This is a genomic window from Actinomadura sp. J1-007 (assembly GCF_009793335.1).
GTDB lineage: Bacteria > Actinomycetota > Actinomycetes > Streptosporangiales > Streptosporangiaceae > Spirillospora > Spirillospora yumaensis.
Genome location: NZ_WING01000001.1, coordinates 4,105,808 through 4,122,920, shown reverse-complemented (window position 1 = coordinate 4,122,920; position 17,113 = coordinate 4,105,808). Strand labels below are relative to the sequence as shown.

Below are 17,113 nucleotides of genomic sequence, written 5' to 3'. Positions count from 1 at the left end.
GAGTTGATCAGACCTCTTCGACACTGCTCGGCTCACGCCGGGACAGGTCGATGCCGAGCTCCTCCGCCGCGCGGAAGACGTCCTCGTCGGTGTCGCGCATCTCGATGGACATGCCGTCGCTGGAGAGCACCTCGACGTTCAGGCACAGCGACTGCATCTCCTTGATGAGCACCTTGAAGGACTCGGGAATGCCGGGCTCGGGATGTTCTCGCCCTTGACGATGGCCTCGTAGACCTTGACGCGGCCGAGGACGTCGTCGGACTTGATGGTCAGCAGCTCCTGGAGGGCGTAGGCGGCGCCGTACGCCTCCAGCGCCCACACCTCCATCTCACCGAAGCGCTGGCCGCCGAACTGGGCCTTACCGCCGAGCGGCTGCTGGGTGATCATGGAGTACGGACCGGTCGAACGGGCGTGGATCTTGTCGTCGACCAGGTGGAGCAGCTTGAGGATGTAGATGTAGCCGACCGAGACCGGCTCCTTGTACGGCTCGCCGGTGCGCCCGTCGAACAGCCGCGCCTTCCCGCCGGGGCCGACCAGCCGGTCGCCGTCGCGGTTGGGCAGGGTGCTCTCGATCAGGCCGGTGACGTCGTCCTCGCGGGCGCCGTCGAACACCGGGGTGGCCGCGTTGGTCCACGGCGGTGCCTCGTCGGCGCCGATCTCCTTGAGCGCGCGCTTCCAGTCGGCGTCGTCGCCCTCGACCTTCCAGCCGCGGCTGGCGACCCAGCCGAGGTGGGTCTCCAGGACCTGGCCGACGTTCATGCGGCCGGGGACGCCGAGCGGGTTGAGCACGATGTCGACGGGGGTGCCGTCCTCAAGGAACGGCATGTCCTCGACCGGAAGGATCTTGGAGATGACGCCCTTGTTGCCGTGCCGCCCGGCCAGCTTGTCGCCGTCGGTGATCTTGCGCTTCTGGGCCACGTAGACCCGCACCAGCTCGTTGACGCCGGGGGGCAGCTCGTCGCCCTCGTCGCGGGAGAACACCCGGACGCCGATCACCTTGCCCTCTTCGCCGTGCGGCACCTTCAGCGAGGTGTCGCGGACCTCGCGCGCCTTCTCACCGAAGATCGCGCGCAGCAGCCGCTCCTCCGGGGTCAGCTCGGTCTCGCCCTTGGGCGTGACCTTGCCGACCAGGATGTCGCCGGGGACGACGTCGGCGCCGATGCGGATGATGCCGCGCTCGTCGAGGTCGGCGAGGACCTCCTCGGAGACGTTCGGGATGTCCCGGGTGATCTCCTCGGGGCCGAGCTTGGTGTCGCGGGCGTCGACCTCGTGCTCCTCGATGTGGATCGAGGACAGGACGTCGTCCTGCACCAGCCGCTGGCTGAGGATGATCGCGTCTTCGTAGTTGTGGCCCTCCCACGGCATGAACGCCACGAGCAGGTTCTTGCCGAGCGCCATCTCGCCGCCGTCGGTGCACGGCCCGTCGGCGATGACCTGGCCGACCTCGACCCGGGCGCCCTCTTCGACGATCGGCTTCTGGTTGAAGCAGGTGCCCTGGTTGGACCGCTTGAACTTCGACACCCGGTAGGTCGTGCGGGTGGCGTCGTCGTTCATGACGGTCACGTAGTCGGCGGAGACCTCCTCGACGACGCCGGCCTTCTCGGCCGTGATGACGTCGCCGGCGTCGGTCGCGGCGCGGTACTCCATGCCGGTGCCGACCAGGGGCGCCTCGCTGCGCAGCAGCGGCACCGACTGGCGCTGCATGTTGGAGCCCATCAGCGCGCGGTTGGCGTCGTCGTGCTCCAGGAACGGGATCATCGCGGTGGCGACCGAGGTCATCTGCCGCGCCGAGACGTCCATGTACTGGACCTCGTGCGGCGGGATCAGCTCGACCTCGCCGCCCTTCTTGCGGACCAGCACCCGGTCGTCGACGAACGTGCCGTCGTCGTTGAGCAGGGAGTTGGCCTGCGCGACCACGTAGCGGTCCTCGACGTCGGCGGTCAGGTAGTCGATCTGGTCGGTGACCACGCCGTCGGTGACCTTGCGGTAGGGCGTCTCGACGAACCCGAACGGGTTGACCCGGCCGAACGCGGCGAGCGAGCCGATCAGCCCGATGTTGGGGCCTTCCGGCGTCTCGATCGGGCACATGCGCCCGTAGTGCGACGGGTGGACGTCGCGGACCTCCATGCCCGCCCGCTCACGGGACAGGCCGCCGGGGCCGAGCGAGTTGAGCCGCCGCTTGTGGGTCAGGCCCGCCAGGGGGTTGGTCTGGTCCATGAACTGGGAGAGCTGGCTGGTGCCGAAGAACTCCTTGATGGACGCCACGACCGGGCGGATGTTGATCAGGGTCTGCGGCGTGATCGCCTCGACGTCCTGGGTGGTCATCCGCTCGCGGACGACCCGCTCCATCCGGGCCAGGCCCAGGCGGACCTGGTTCTGGATGAGCTCGCCCACGGTGCGCAGGCGCCGGTTGCCGAAGTGGTCGATGTCGTCGACCTCGATCGGCACCGCGGCGGTGCCGAGGGTGGCCTCCTCCTCGCCGGCGTGCAGCCGGACGAGGTACTCGATGGTGCCGACGATGTCGTCCTCGGTCAGCGTGCCCTGCTTCATGTCGAGGTCGAGGCCGAGCTTCTTGTTGACCTTGTAGCGGCCGACCTTGGCGAGGTCGTAGCGCTTGGGGTTGAAGTACAGGTTCTCCAGGAGCGTCTGGGCCGACTCCTTGGTCGGCGGCTCGCCCGGGCGCAGCTTGCGGTAGATGTCGAGAAGCGCGTCGTCCTGGCCGGAGGTGTGGTCCTTCTCCAGGGTGACGTTGATCGACTCGTAGGAGCCGAAGTGCTCGCGGATGCGGGCCTCGTCCCAGCCGAGCGCCTTGAGCAGCACGGTGACCGGCTGCTTGCGCTTGCGGTCGATGCGCACGCCGACGTTGTCGCGCTTGTCGATCTCGAACTCGAGCCAGGCGCCGCGGCTCGGGATGACCCGGCAGCCGTAGATGTCCTTGTCGGACGCCTTGTCGAGGGCGCGGTCGAAATAGACACCGGGCGAACGGGTCAGCTGGGAGACGACGACGCGCTCGGTGCCGTTGATGATGAAGGTGCCCTTCGGGGTCATGAGCGGGAAGTCGCCCATGAACACCGTCTGGCTCTTGATCTCACCGGTGGTGTTGTTGATGAACTCCGCCGTGACGAACATGGGGGCGGAGTAGGTCATGTCCTTGTCCTTGCACTCCTCGACGGAGTACTTGGGCGGCTCGAACCGGTGGTCGCGGAACGACAGGGACATGGTTCCCGAGAAGTCCTCGATGGGACTGATCTCTTCGAAGATCTCCTCGAGGCCCGACTGGGTCGGGACGCTCTTACTTCCGGCCTTCTGGGCCGCCTCGACCCGGGCCTTCCACCTCTCGTTGCCCAGCAGCCAGTCAAAGGAGTCGGTCTGCAGAGCAAGGAGGTCCGGGACTTCGAGCGGCTCCTTGATGCGCGCGAAGGAGACGCGGTTCGGACCGGTTGCGGTATTCGAGGCGTTGCGCGAGGCTGCCAAGAGTGGTCCTTCCGAGGGCTCGCGGCGTAACTGACGACACGCACGCCAGACGATCCACGTCCGAGACCCGCACGATGAGGTCCAAAACGGACCTGGGCAGGAGTGCTCTCACACGTGGATAGTCAGAGGGCAGCGCAAAGGGGCAGTGTAGCCGACCACCACACCGCTCGCAACTCTAGCGCCGCAGTATGCATCACAGTTGCCATGGAGCATCGCTCCTCAGGGGCTTGTAGTCAAGAGCGGACTTGGACTTTTCGGGCTCTGACCTGCAGTGAGGAAGGCCATAGTTTAGGATTCCGCCTCCTACCCGATGGTAGGGGGTTTGAAGGCCCTCGGACGGGGTCGAGCGGCCACCCGCGAGGGTGACCGCTCGACGCGTTCACGGGGCCGGATCCGGCGGATCCGCGGCCGGGCTCAGGAGATCACGACGAGATCGGAGGCGAGCCAGCGGCTCTTCTCCTTGACCATGGTCAGCTTCAGCCGCAGCGGCTCGGGGAGCCGCTTCTCCTTGTCGGACTTGGTCGCCGTCGAACGGTTGGCGTAGACGAGCACGACCACCTTGTCCGGCGTCGCGCTGATCGCCCCGGCCTTGACCACCGTCGTCGTCGAGACCGCCTGCTGCGGGACGGCCATCGACTTCAGGTCCGCCGCGAGCTTGTCGTACTGGGTGCGCAGCTTGCCGGTCGTCGCCTGCGACGCCTGCTTCAGGTCGGCGTCGAGCGACTGGTAGTCGTACGACGACAGGTCCTGCGCGGCCCGGGAGGCGGCGAAGACGCCCTGCTTGGTCGCGGTCTCCACGGCCTTCTGGTGGCGGTACTCCAGCGCGAGTGCCACCGTTCCCGCGGCCAGGGCCACGATCAGCACGCCGACGGTGGCCGAGACCCAAACCGGCCACGGCCACCGGGACCGCCGGCGCGTCCGCGACTCGTCGTCCTCGGCCGCGGCCTTCTGGGCGGGCTTGAACTCGACGTCGTCGGCCTCGCCGGTGTCGGCCTCAGCGTCGGTGTCGGTTTCGGCGTCGGTGGCTGTTTCGGTGTCGGTGGCTGTTTCGGTGTCGGCGGCCGTGCCGCTGTCGTCTGAAACGTCCTCAGACGGCTTCTCAGAGGTTTTCCCCGTACGGGACGGCTTGGTGAGCGAGGTTTTGCCCTTCACGCCCTCAGAGAGCGTTTCGGAGCCATCCTCGGCCTCGGAGTCGTCGTCCGTGAGGGTGTCGGCGTCGTCCTCAGACGGCTTCGCCGCCTCTTTGACCTTGGACGAAGCCGTGCCGACGGGCTTCTCGCCGGCGTCGTCCTCGGCGGCGTCGGCGTCCTCGGCTGCGTCGGCCGCCTCGGGCGTGTCGGTGGCGTCCGCCGTCTCGGCCGCTTCGGCGGCGGCCTCGGCCTCCGCGGCGGCGAGCGCGGCGGCCTGGGCGAGGCGCGCGGCCTCCTTGGCCTTGGCGGCGGCCTCCTCGGCGAGCCGGGCGGCCTCCGCGGCCTCCTCCGCCTTCGCGGCCCGTTCGGCCGCGCGGTCGGCGGCGGCCTGGAGGTCGGCGGCCTTCCGCTCCGCCTTCTCGGCCTTGTCCGCCTTCTCGGCCTTCTCGGCCTCTACAGCGGTCTTCGCCTCGCCCTTCTTCTTGTCTTCAGCGGAGCGCCTGCCCCGGCCGAGCATCGTCACGGGACCATCTCCATCTCGGACACGAGCCAGCCGTCACCGGTCTTGCTGAGGTCCATCAGGAACCGGTAGGCGCGCGGCGTGCCGTTGGTGACCTTGGGGTTGGTGACCGTGCCGTTCAGCGACACCATCACCTCGGCGGAGTCGCCGTCGATCGACACGACCGCGGCCTCCACGTCGCTGACCGTCGACTTCGCCTGCGTCTTGGCGAGCTGGTCCATGAACGTCTTGGACTGGGAGCTGAGCTTGTTCTTGAGGTTGCCGGTGGCGCCCTTGACGATCCGGTCCAGGTCCTTCTGGGCCCTGGAGTGGTCGAGGGTCATCAGGTTGACGCCCATCTGCCGCGCGGACTGCATCGCCTTCGCGCGCTGGTCGGTGCCGTCCTGCTTGTGCAGCACGCCGATGCCGAGCCAGACCACCGCGACCGCGAGGGCCGCCACGACCACCCCGGAGGTGATCGCGACCGCCAGGCTCCCGGCGCGCCTCACTGGCTCAGCGGTCCCAGCAGGAGCCACTTCCACGACGATTCCTCTCCCAACTGACGAGTGCCGGCGCTCCGGGGCATCACGTACCGCTGGCCGTCCGGGCCGTAGACCGCGCCGGTCGACGGATCGTATCCGGCGAGTTCCACTGAGTTGGACGGAAACGGGACGAACATCTGATTCATCGGCGCGGCCGCGGCCTGACCGCCGGAACCGTTGCCGGAGCCGTTCGCCGCCCCTTACCGGACGCGGTGCCCGAGCCCTTCCCGGAGCCCTTCGCCTCGGAGCCGCCGCCGGTGGCGCCGCCGGGCGGGAACCCGGCGCCGTCGGTCGCGCCCGGGGGACGGCCGGCGGCGGCGAGATGGCGTCCTTCGGGAAGTTGCGGGCGCCGCGCACGGCGCTCGGCGAGTCGTGCCGGTCCTTGCAGCCGGTGTTCAGGTCCGGCTTCTTGCGCTCGGTGAAGTGGGGCCAGCGGCGCTTGGTCTTCTCGTAGCCCTTCTCGCAAGGGGGCGGCGAGTCGATGTTCAGCGCGAGGCCGAGGTGCTGGGTGCCGTCGCCGGGCGTCACGGTGAACGCGCCCGCGACCGTCACCGGGTAGAGGATGAACAGCGAGCGCAGCCCGGCCTTGCGGGTCGCGATGACCTGCCCGGTGGTGGTCAGGTTGGCCAGCAGCGTCGGCAGGGTCGGCTCCAGGGCGTCGACGAGCTTGCCGCCCTCGGTCACCGCGCCCGGCACGTTGTCGATCGTCTGCCGCAGCGCCGGGTCGTCCTTGCGGAGCTGGGTGGTCAGCTCGTTCAGGTTGCGGGAGAAGCCGAGGATGTTGGCGCCCTGCGAGCGCTGGGTGTCCAGGACGGTGCGGCTGTTGTCCAGCAGCTTCTTGGTGTCCGGGTACGCCTGGTCGGCGGTCTGGATCAGCCGGTCGGTGTCGTCCAGGATCGACTGGAGGTCCGCGGCCGACCCGTTGAACGCCTTGTCGAGCTCGTCCACGATCGTGCCGAGGTTCTTCGGGTCGACGGACGAGACGAGCTTGTCGACGTTGCGCAGCAGCTCGGCGGTGGACACCGGGAGCTTGGTGAGCCGCCTCGGGATCGTGTACGGGCTGCCCTGGTCGAGGTAGGGGCCGGTGTTGCGGCTCGGCTGGAGGTCGATGTACTGCTCGCCGACCGCCGAGCGGTTGGCCACGATCGCCGAGGTGCCCTCGCGCGGGATCCGCTTGCCGCGGTTGAGGACGAGCTTGACCTTGATGCCGGTGTCGGTGAGCTGGATCGGGCCGACCTTGCCGACCGGGACGCCGCGGTAGGTGACCTCGGCGTTGGTGAACACGCCGCCGGAGTCGGTGAGGTCGACGTAGGCGGTGTACTCGCGGCCGAGCAGCTTGCGCCCGACCCCGATGTAGTTCACCAGGACGACCGACACCCCGACCACGGTGATGACGGCGAACGCGATGAGCTGCAACTTGATGCCGCGCTTGAGGATCACGACAGGCCCCCCGTCATCAGGCTCCGCAGATCGCCCTCCCGCGCCGGGGGAGCCAGGGCCCCCGGGCGGTTGCGGGCCTTGCCGCCGTTCTTCTGGGGCGTGGCGGGCGCGCCTCCGGTGCCCTGGCCCGGCAGGCCGGGCAGACCGCCCTGCCCGCCGCCCGAGCCGCCCGAGCCGCCCGAGCCCGCGGGCGGGGTCTGCGGCAGGACGCCCAGCGGCGACTGCGGGAGCTGCACGTTCGGGACCTGGAGCATCCCGCGCATCTGCTGCCCGCTGCCGAGCATGCCCTCCAGGTCGGTGCCGCCCAGCAGGTTGTGGGCGATGTTCTCGAAGTCCAGGTCGATGGTGAGGCGCACGTTGCCGTAGTCGCCCTTGATCACGTTGCCGAACGTGGCGGGGAACGGGAAGGTGATCAGCGTTTCGAGGGACTTGGGCAGCGTGTCGCCGGCCTTGTTGAGGTTGCGGACGATCGTGTCGAGGTCCTTGAGGTTGGCCAGCAGGTCGGCCTGCGACCGCTTGATCACCCCGGTGGTCGTGCGGCTCAGCCTGTCGAGCGCGACGAGCATCTTGGTGAGGTCGGCGCGGTTGCGGTTCAGCACGCCGATCGCCGGGCCGGTCTTGTCGATCGTGTCGGCGATCGTGGCGCGCTCGTTCGACAGCTTGCCGGTGAGCCGGTCGATGCTGTCGAGCGCCCGGGTGATCGCGGTCCGGTTGCGGTCCAGGGTCCCGACGAACGTGTTGACGCGGTGCAGCACCGACTTGATCGTCGACTCGCGGCCGCCCATCGCGGCCTGGAGCTCGTGGCTGATCGTGGCGATCTGCTCGATGCCGCCGCCGTTCAGCAGCATCGACATCGCCGACAGCACCTCCTCGATCTCGGTGCTGCGGTTGGTGCGCGCGAGCGGGATCAGGTCGCCGGACGACAGCTCGCCCTGCGCGGGCTGGTTCGGCGGCGCCGACAGCGCGACGAACTTCTCGCCGAGCAGGCTGGTCTGGCCGATGGACGCGACCGCGTTGTCGGGCAGCTTGACGTCCTTGCGGACCTTGACCGTCACCAGGGCGTGCCACCCCGCCGCGCCGGTCTGGCCGCCGCCCGTCCCGGCGGGGGCGCTCCCGCCCGCGGCCAGGTCGATCTTGTCGACCTTGCCGACGGACACGTCGTTGACCTTGACCACCGACTGGGGCACCAGGTCGAGCACGTTCGTGAACTCGATCTTGATCGTCTTCGGGCTGCCGCCGAGGTCGGGGCCGCCGGGCAGCGGGATCGAGTCGACGCCGCGGAACGAGCAGCCCGACAGGGCCGTCGCGCCCGCGAGCGCCGCGAGGCCGAGCAGGCGCGCCCGCCTCCACGCGCCCGTGCCCGCGCGTCCGCGCGTCGGACTGGTGCTCATCGGCCACCTCCGGGGAGCAGCGAGGTGATGTCCTTCGGCTTGTGTTGCGGGGCCGCGGCGCGCCCGCCCTTGCCGCCCCGGCCGCCCGGGCCGTACGCGTCCGGCGGGATCGGAACCGGGTCGTAGTGCGTGGTCAGCGCCGTGATCCAGGACAGGTCGAGGCTGAGCCCGGTGAGGGCCTTGCCGATCCCGTTGTACGGCCGGACGAAGTCCAGGCACTGCTTCGGCGGCGTGCCGACCGAGTAGGCGAGCGAGCAGACCCAGTCGGCCAGGTCGTGGAACTGGCGCAGGTCGGCGCGGTTGTGGATGGTGCCGCTGATCGGGTCGTACGCCCGCGCCAGGTTGTTGATCGCGAGCGGGCCGACCTCCAGCAGCTCGGCGAGCTTGTCCTTCTCCTTGACCAGCACGCCGGTGATCTGCGCGAGCTGCCGCACGTTGGTGGACAGCTGCCCGCGGTTGTCCTTGATGAACCGCTGGACGGTCCGCAGCGTCGGCGCGAGGGTGTTGAGGGCCGCGCTCAGCTCCTCCTTCTCCCCCGCGAGCTGCCCGGACACGCCGTTCAGATGCCCGGTGAACTGCTTGATCTGCTGGTCGTTGGCCTTCATCGCGTCGGTGATGACCCGCAGGTTCTCGATCGTCTTGGCCACGTCGCCGCGGTCGGCGCTGAGCGTGCTCAGCATCTTGGACGTGTCGTGGATGGTCTGGCGGATGTCGGTGCCCTGCCCCTCCAGGGTGTTGGCACCGACCTGGAGCAGCCGCGACAGCGACCCGTCCTTGTTGGCGCCTTCGGGACCGAGCGCCTTGCTGAGGTCGCTCAGGCTGCCGCCGACCTCGTCCACCTCGACCGGCACGGCGGTACGGCTCGTCGTCAGCGTCGCCTTGTCGGCCAGCGTCGCGCCGCCCTTGTAGACGGGGGTGAGCTGGACGTACCGGTCGGCGACCAGCGTCTGGTTGACGATCACGGCCTGCGCGTCCGCCGGGACCTTGCGCCTGGCCTCGTACTCCATCTCGACCCGCACCGCGTCGCCGACCGGCGTCACCTTGGTGACCTTGCCGACCTTGATGCCGAGGATGCGCACGTCGGCGCCCTTGTAGAGGCCGACGGTCTTGGTGAAGTACGCCGTCAGGTGGCGCTGCTTCGGCTCCTGGAGCAGCAGCACGAGCGCGGCCGCCAGCACCGCGACGGCGAGGATCGCGCCGCCGAGGCGAAGGATGGTTGCGGAGTTACGCACTGAATACCTGCCTGCTGGTGCTCACGGGAGGAAGGGCAGCGGGTTGTTCTGGTTTCCGGACCGGTCGCCGCCCTGCTGACCGCCGGGCTGTCCCTGCTGCCCCTGCTGGCCGCCGGGCTGTCCCTGCTGCCCTTGCCGGCCGCCGGGCTGCGCGGGCGGGACGGCCTGCTGCTGGGCCGGGCCCCGGGCGCCGCTCCCTCCCCCGCTCTTCTGCGGGTCCTTGATGGACGCCGGGATCGGCAGGAGGTTCTGGATGTAGGAGTCGAACCACCGGCCGGTGCCCGTGACGTCGGAGAACTGGCGGGCGAACGGGGTGAACAGCTGGAGGATCCGGTCCAGGTTGTCCTGGTTCTTCAGCAGCACCTCGCTGACGTTCTGGAGGTTGGCCAGCATCGGCCGCAGCTGCGCCTCGTTCTCCTTGATCAGCCCGTTGACCTGCTGCGACAGCGACACCGTGTTGATCAGGAGCTGGTGGATCACCGCCCGCCTGGCCTGCACGGCCTGGAGCACCTCGTCGCCGTCCTCGACCAGCTTGGTGAAGTCGCGGTTGCGGTCGGCGAGGAGCTGGGTGACGTTCTTGGCCTTGCCCGCCAGCTCGTGGATCTGGTCGTCGCGGGACGCGACGGTGTCCGACAGCCGGCGCAGGCCCTTCAGCGACGCCCGGATCTCCTCCGGCGAGTTCTTGAAGGTGTCCGACAGCACGTCGAACGACTTCGCCACCTGCTGGTAGTCGATCTTGCTGACCCGCTTGGTCAGCTCGCTGATCGCCGGGACGACCTCGAACGGCGTGCTGGTGCGCTCGATCGGGATGTCGCGGCCGAGCCGCCCGCCGCCGCGCGGCACCAGCGCCAGGTAGTGCGACCCGAGCACCGTCTTGATCTTGATCTCGGCACGGGTCAGGTCGCCGAGCCGCACGCCGTCGTTCACCCGGAAGGTGACCTTGACGTGGTCGCCGTCCAGGTCCAGGCCGGAGATCTCGCCGACCTTGACGCCCGCGATGCGGACCTCCTCGTCGGACTTCAGCCCGGCGGCCTCCTTGAACGAGGCGGTGTGCTCGGTGCCGCCCGCGACGAACGGGATGTTCTTCAGGTTCATCGCGAGCAGCAGCGCGACGATGATCACGGCGAACGCGGTGAGGCCGATGGGGACCGGGTTGCGCTCCCGGAACGGGATCCTCATCTACTTGCACCTCGCGTTCTCGTTCACGATCGCCGGGGTCTGGTAGACCGGGCCGCCCGGCAGCCGCACCCGCGCGTCGAGACCGCAGATGTACATGTTGAACCAGGAGCCGTAGGAGGAGATGTTCACCAGCTTCTCCAGCCGGTCCGGCGTGCGCTTGAGGCCCTTGTCGAGCACCGCCCTGTTGTCGTTCAGGGTGCCGGTGAGCTGCTTGAGCCCGGCGATGTCGCTCTTCAGGTCGGGCCGCGCGTCGCGCAGCAGGTCGGCGGTGGTGCCCTCCAGGCCGTTGATCGCCTCCACCGAGTTGAAGATCGCCTGGCGGTCGTCGGAGACCCCGCTGACGAACCCGCGCAGGTCGGTGATCAGCCGGTTGACCTCGTCGTGCCGCTGGTCGATCGTGCCGAGCACGTTGTTGAGGTTGTCGATGACCCGCCCGATGACCTGGTCGCGGTCGGCGAGGGTGTTGGTCAGCGACGCGACGTGCGCGAGCAGGCTGTTGACCGTGCCGCCCTCCCCCTGGAGGGTCTGGACGATCTGGAACGCCAGCTTGTTGACGTCGTCGGGCTCCAGGGCGCGAAACAGCGGGCGGAACCCGTTGAACAGCACGGTGAGGTCCAGCGCCGGCCGGGTCTGCGAGACCGGGATCACGCCGCCGGGACGCAGGTAGTCGTTGGCGCTGCCGGGCCCCTCGTCCAACGCCAGGTAGCGCTGGCCCATCAGGTTGCGGTACCGCACCTGCACCTGCGTCGACTTCGGCAGCCCGGCCGCGAAGACGCCGTCCTTGTTCAGCTTGAACGTGACCTCGGCCTTGTCGCCCTTGTAGAGCTCGATGTGCTCGACCTGGCCGACCCGGACGCCCGCGACGCGCACGTCGTCGTTGTCGAGCAGCCCGGCCACGTCGGTGAACACCGCCTTGTAGCTGCGGGTGTCCTGGAAGCGGAGGTTGGAGATCGTCATCGCCAGGATGCCGGTGGTCACCGACGTGATGGCCACGAAGATCGCCAGCTTGACGGCCGCGCTCGTCGTCCTCACCTGACCGTCACCACCGATCCCTGCATGACCGGCCCGAACATGAGCTGCGCCACGTCCGACACCTCGTTCGCCGGGGTGCGGATCATCGGCCCGACGACATTCTTGATCTTGTCCTTCTCGCTCATCGCCGTGCCCGGGTCCACGAACACGTTCGACACCGACCGGCCGCGGCCCTGCCCGGCGGCGCGCGCCGGGGCCTGCCCGCCGCCGTGCCCGCCGTTCGGGTCGTCGGGGTTCTTCCACCACAGGTCGTCCTGCGTGCCGTCCAGCGCCAGGTAGTCGGGGAACGGCACCTTCGGGTTCGGCAGGTTGTAGCAGCGCGGGTTGCGCTGGTCCTTCGCCTCGGGCAGGTCCAGCGGGTACTTGTACGGCGGCCGCGGCTTGACGACCTCGATCGTCAGGTTGAACGTCTTGGAGTCGCCCGCGCCGGCGACGCGCTCCATCTCCGGGCGGAGCTTGTCCAGCCCGCGGAACACGCACGGCAGCGACGGCGAGTAGCGGGCGATCAGCTCCAGGCCCTCGCGGTTCGCCACGTTCACCCCGATGATCTTCGGGCGTTGTGCCGCATGAACCGGTCGGTGTCGTTGGAGAAGCCGGTGACCATCGGGATGATGTCCTCGATCGTCCGGCGCTTGTCGGTGACCGTCTTGCTGGTGACGTTCAGGTTGCGCAGCGTCTGGAGCAGGTCCGGCGCCGCCGCGCTGTAGATGTCGGACACGTCCGACAGGCCCTTCAGGTCGTACACCAGCGTGCCGAGCTGCGGGTTGATCTTCTTCAGCAGCGCGTCGGCCTGCTCCAGGTTGCGGCCGAGCTGGTCGCCGCGGCCCTGGAGCGCGGTCGCGACCGCGTTCAGCGTGGCGTTCAGCTTCTCCGGCTTGACCGCCTGGAGCAGCGGCAGCAGGTTGTCGAGCACCTTGTCGATCTCGACGGCGGCCTGCGAGCGGTCCTGCTGGATGACCTGGCCGCCGCGCAGCCCGGCCGGCCCGGCCTGCGCCGGGATCTCCAGGTCGACGTACTTCTCGCCGAACAGCGTCTTCGGCAGCAGCCTCGCCTGCACGTTGCTGGGGATCAGCTTCGCCTTGTCGGGGTCGATCGCGAGGTTCAGCACGGCGCCGTTCTCCGTCGCCTTCGTGCTGCGGACCTCGCCGACGATCAGGCCCCGGACCTTGACGTCCGAACGGGGCAGCAGCTGGAGCCCGGCGCGCTCGGCCTCGACCTTCACCCGCAGCACCGGCGTGAGGGCCTTGTTGAACAGCGCGACCGTGAGCGCCAGCAGCAGCGCGATCACCACGACCATGGACAGGCCGAGCAGCCGGTAGCGCACCCGCTGCGGCATGCCGCCCTCCGGGTTCGAGACATGGGTCATCGCGCCGTCACCCCGCGATCCGTACGGTGGTGGTCGCTCCCCAGATCGCCATGCCGAGCATCAGGTCCACCACGTTGATCACCACGATGCTGGTGCGCACCGCGCGGCCGACCGCGACGCCGACGCCCGCGGGGCCGCCGCTCGCGTGGTAGCCGTAGTAGCAGTGGATCAGCATCACCAGCACCGAGAAGATGATCACCTTCCCGAACGACCACATGATGTCGTTGGGCGGCAGGAACAGCTTGAAGTAGTGGTCGTAGGTGCCGGTCGACTGGTCGTAGAACATCGTGACGATCACCCGCGTCGCGCCGTACGAGGCCAGCAGGCCGACGGTGTAGAGCGGGACGACCGCGATCATCCCGGCGATCATCCGGGTCGTCACGAGGAACGGCATCGAGGGGACCGCCATGACCTCCAGCGCGTCGATCTCGTCGGAGATCCGCATCGCGCCGAGCTGCGCGGTGAACCCGCAGCCGACCGTCGCCGACAGCGCCAGCGCCGACACCAGCGGCGCGATCTCGCGGGTGTTGAAGTACGAGGCGACGAACCCGGTGAACGCGGCGGTGCCGATCTGGTTCAGCGAGTTGTAGCCCTGGAGGCCGACCTGGCTGCCGGTGAAGAACGTCATGAAGCCGACGATCACCACCGAGCCGCCGATGACCGCGAGCCCGCCGGTGCCGAGCGAGACCTCCGCGAGCAGCCGCAGCACCTCGGTCCGGTAGCGGCGCAGCACCCGCAGCACCCACGCGAACGCGCGCAGGTAGAACGAGAGCTGGTGCCCGAAGTCCTCCAGCCGCTGGAGCGGAACGTTCAGCCACCGGAAGAACGACGGCCGCCCCGTGTTGCCTGAGGCCGCCATCTCACATGCCCTTCTGGGGGACGAACTGGAAGTACAGGGTGGAGAGGATGAAGTTCTCCAGGAACAGCAGCATGAACGTGATGACGACGGTCTGGTTGACCGCGTCGCCGACGCCCTTCGGGCCGCCCTTCGCGTTCAGCCCCTTGTAGGCCGCGACGAGCCCGGCGGTGATGCCGAACACGAACGCCTTGAGCTCGGCCTGGAGCAGGTCGGGGAGCTGCGCGATCGCGTTGAACGAGGCCAGGTACGCGCCGGGCGTGCCGTCCTGGAGCATCACGTTGAAGACGTAGCCGCCGATCAGGCCGACGACCGAGACCAGGCCGTTCAGGAACAGCGCGACGAACGCGCACGCGAGGGTCCGCGGCACCACCAGCCGGTGCAGCGGGTTGATCCCGAGCACCTCCATGGCGTCGATCTCCTCGCGGATCTTGCGGGAGCCGATGTCGGCGCACATCGCCGACCCCGCGGCGCCCGCGACCAGCAGCGAGGTGACCAGCGGGCTGGCCTCGCGGACGATCGCGACCACCGCGGTGGCGCCGGTGTAGGACTGCGCGCCGAGCTGCCGGATCAGCCCGCCGACCTGCAACGACAGGATGCCGCCGAACGGGATCGCGACGAGCATCGTCGGCACCACCGTCACGCTGACGATGAACCACGCCTGCTCGATGAACTCGCGCCACTGGAACGGCCACCGGAACGCGGCCCGCCCGGTGTCCAGGCACAGGGCGAAGAAGCGCCCCGGCTCCTTGATGGCGACGTTGGCGGCGCCGTCCGAGATCTTGCGGAGGGTGGCCGAGGCGCCACCCCCCTTCCTGCCCTCTCGCTGGTCCGCGCCGATACCAGGAGATGACATCAGTAGCCCGCACCCGCTCCCGGCCGGCCCGGGGGCTGCCCCGGCACCTGCCCGCCCGGGAACTGACCGGGGCCGCCCGGCGCGCCGGGCGCCGCGGCGGGACCGCCGACGGGCGCCATGGACGCCACGTACCGCGGCCACTCCTCGACCCAGTTGCGGCCGAGGTCGTCGATGAACGACCCGGGCGGCGGCGTCACGCCGTGCGCGGCGCACCACGAGCCGGGGGCGTGCTGGTTGGGCCGCACGCGGCCGTCGGACGGCATGAGCTGCGGCGGGATGGGCGGCAGCTTGCCGACCTCCAGGCCCATCTTGGCCTCGGCCTCCAGCTCGGAGACGTCCTTCTCCTCCGACATGCCGATCGGGCCGACCTTGCGGGCGTTCAGGAACTGGCGCACGACCGGCTCCTCGCTCGACAGCAGCATCTCGCGCGGCCCGAACATCACCAGCTCGCGGCGGAACAGCAGGCCGATGTTGTCCGGGACGGTCCGCGCGGTGTTGATGTCGTGCGTGACGATCAGGAACGTCGCGCCGATCTCCGCGTTCAGGTCCACGATCGTCTGGTTGAGGTAGGCCGTGCGGACGGGGTCCAGACCGGAGTCCGGCTCGTCCACCAGCAGGATCTCGGGGTCGAGCACGAGCGCGCGGGCGAGGCCGGCGCGCTTTTTCATGCCGCCGGAGATCTCGCCGGGCAGCTTGCCCTCGGCACCGAGGAGGCCGACCAGTTCGAGCTTGTCCATGACGATCCGCTTGATCTCGGATTCGCCCTTCTTGGTGTGCTCGCGCAGGGGGAACGCCACGTTGTCGTAGATGTTCATCGACCCGAAGAGCGCGCCGTCCTGGAACAGCACCCCGAACAGCTTGCGGGTGTCGTAGAGCTGCGACTCGGGGAGGTACGGCAGGTCGCGGTCACCGATCCAGATGTGCCCGCGGTTGGGCTTGAGCAGCCCGACCAGCGACTTCAGGAAGACCGACTTGCCCGTGCCGGAAGGCCCGAGGAGCACGGAGATCTCTCCTGCGGGCAGCGTTAGCGATACGTCCTGCCAGATGGTCTGGCTGCCGAAGGCCTTGGTCAGACCTTCGACCCTGATCTCGACGCCCACTCGTCACCTTTCGTCCAGGCCGGGGAATCCGGAACCCATGAGCGAGTAGTACTCAGACTGTCGCCGTGGTCGGCTGTGCGGTTGCGGTTGTCGTCACACCGGGTGCCCGGCCGTTTGCTACCGATCGGTAGCCGTGGCGGGTGCCACTACCGTAGCGGCCCGTGGCACAAATGGAAGAGGTTCGGGGCCGGAACAGTGGCAAAATGTGACGTCGTAAGACAATCGTTACTTACGTCTCCTATGAGACTACTGGTCCAAGAACGTGCACCTCAAGCCAGGGGTGGGAGATACGACCGGGTCCGGACGGGTCTCCTGGGGCCGCGGTGCCGAGGAGGACGCTACGCCGCCCTCGCGAGGCCCCACAAGCGGCTCGGGGAAGCGCTTCGGCCGGACGGCTTGTCACTTGTGCACAGTTTTTCGACCGCCCGCCCGCGCCGCGTTGGCTCCGGCACAGCACGCACGCTCCCCTGGCCGAAACCCCCGCGCGGCCCGTCCGGAAAAGGGAGAAGGCGGCCACCCCACGCTGTGGGATGACCGCCTTCCGAGAGCGGTGGGGACGCGCGCCGCGCGGCCCCGAAAGCTCGTGAGGCTGAAGCGCCTTACTTGACGGTGACCGAGGCGCCGGCCTTCTCCAGGGCCTCCTTGGCCTTGTCCGCCGTCTCCTTGTTGACCTTCTCCAGGAGCGGCTTCGGCGCGCCGTCGACCAGGTCCTTGGCCTCCTTGAGGCCGAGGCTCGTCAGGGCGCGCACCTCCTTGATGACCTGGATCTTCTTGTCGCCGGCACCCTCGAGGATGACGTCGAACTCGTCCTGCGCCGGGGCCTCCTCGGCGCCGCCGGCCGGGGCGCCGGGGGCGGCCACGACCTGGGCGGCCGGGGCGGCGGCCTTGACGTCGAAGACCTTCTCGAACTCCTTCACGAAGCCCGAGAGCTCCAGGAGGGTCATCTCCTTGAAGGTGTCGAGCAGCTCTTCGGTGCTGAGCTTCGCCATGATGTGTGTCCTCCGCTATGGCTACGT

General features: G+C 69.1%; 10 protein-coding genes and 2 pseudogenes. All 12 read right to left on the bottom strand.

Annotated elements, in window-relative coordinates; genetic code table 11:
- Nucleotides 1-7 precede the first annotated feature (7 nt).
- Nucleotides 8-3,474 (bottom strand): annotated as a pseudogene (rpoB, locus tag GEV43_RS18770) (DNA-directed RNA polymerase subunit beta).
- 414 nt (nucleotides 3,475-3,888) lie between these two features.
- Nucleotides 3,889-5,127 carry a hypothetical protein gene (locus tag GEV43_RS18765; RefSeq protein ID WP_160821812.1) on the bottom strand — a complete coding sequence of 413 codons (1,239 nt, stop codon included), beginning with the start codon at nucleotides 5,125-5,127 and terminating at the stop codon, nucleotides 3,889-3,891.
- Nucleotides 5,124-7,085: an MCE family protein gene (locus GEV43_RS18755; RefSeq protein ID WP_309239709.1), complete on the bottom strand. Its 1,962-nt coding sequence runs from the start codon at nucleotides 7,083-7,085 to the stop codon at nucleotides 5,124-5,126. The genes GEV43_RS18765 and GEV43_RS18755 overlap by 4 nt, the downstream gene beginning before the upstream one ends.
- Entirely contained in the window at nucleotides 7,082-8,476 is a 1,395-nt protein-coding gene (locus GEV43_RS18750; protein WP_160821810.1) for an MCE family protein, read from the bottom strand. Before GEV43_RS18750 ends, GEV43_RS18755 begins: the two co-directional genes overlap by 4 nt.
- Nucleotides 8,473-9,708 (bottom strand): MCE family protein, encoded by a 1,236-nt coding sequence (locus GEV43_RS18745; protein ID WP_164717202.1) that lies wholly within the window; start codon nucleotides 9,706-9,708, stop codon nucleotides 8,473-8,475. Before GEV43_RS18745 ends, GEV43_RS18750 begins: the two co-directional genes overlap by 4 nt.
- 21 nt (nucleotides 9,709-9,729) lie before the next feature.
- Complete coding sequence (locus GEV43_RS18740) at nucleotides 9,730-10,887, bottom strand: MCE family protein (protein WP_160821809.1); 1,158 nt, start codon at nucleotides 10,885-10,887, stop codon at nucleotides 9,730-9,732.
- Complete coding sequence (locus GEV43_RS18735; protein ID WP_160821808.1) at nucleotides 10,888-11,919, bottom strand: MCE family protein; 1,032 nt, start codon at nucleotides 11,917-11,919, stop codon at nucleotides 10,888-10,890.
- Nucleotides 11,916-13,216, bottom strand: a pseudogene (locus GEV43_RS18730) (MCE family protein). Before GEV43_RS18730 ends, GEV43_RS18735 begins: the two are co-directional and overlap by 4 nt.
- 76 nt (nucleotides 13,217-13,292) lie before the next feature.
- Nucleotides 13,293-14,144 (bottom strand): ABC transporter permease, encoded by an 852-nt coding sequence (locus tag GEV43_RS18725; RefSeq protein WP_160821807.1) that lies wholly within the window; start codon nucleotides 14,142-14,144, stop codon nucleotides 13,293-13,295.
- 1 nt (nucleotide 14,145) lies between these two features.
- Nucleotides 14,146-14,997 carry an ABC transporter permease gene (locus GEV43_RS18720; RefSeq protein WP_175250629.1) on the bottom strand — a complete coding sequence of 284 codons (852 nt, stop codon included), beginning with the start codon at nucleotides 14,995-14,997 and terminating at the stop codon, nucleotides 14,146-14,148.
- Nucleotides 14,997-16,097 (bottom strand): ABC transporter ATP-binding protein, encoded by a 1,101-nt coding sequence (locus GEV43_RS18715; RefSeq protein WP_160821806.1) that lies wholly within the window; start codon nucleotides 16,095-16,097, stop codon nucleotides 14,997-14,999. Before GEV43_RS18715 ends, GEV43_RS18720 begins: the two co-directional genes overlap by 1 nt.
- A 599-nt stretch (nucleotides 16,098-16,696) precedes the next feature.
- On the bottom strand, nucleotides 16,697-17,086 hold the full coding sequence (gene rplL, locus GEV43_RS18710; protein ID WP_160821805.1) for a 50S ribosomal protein L7/L12: 390 nt from the start codon (nucleotides 17,084-17,086) through the stop codon (nucleotides 16,697-16,699).
- Nucleotides 17,087-17,113 lie beyond the last annotated feature (27 nt).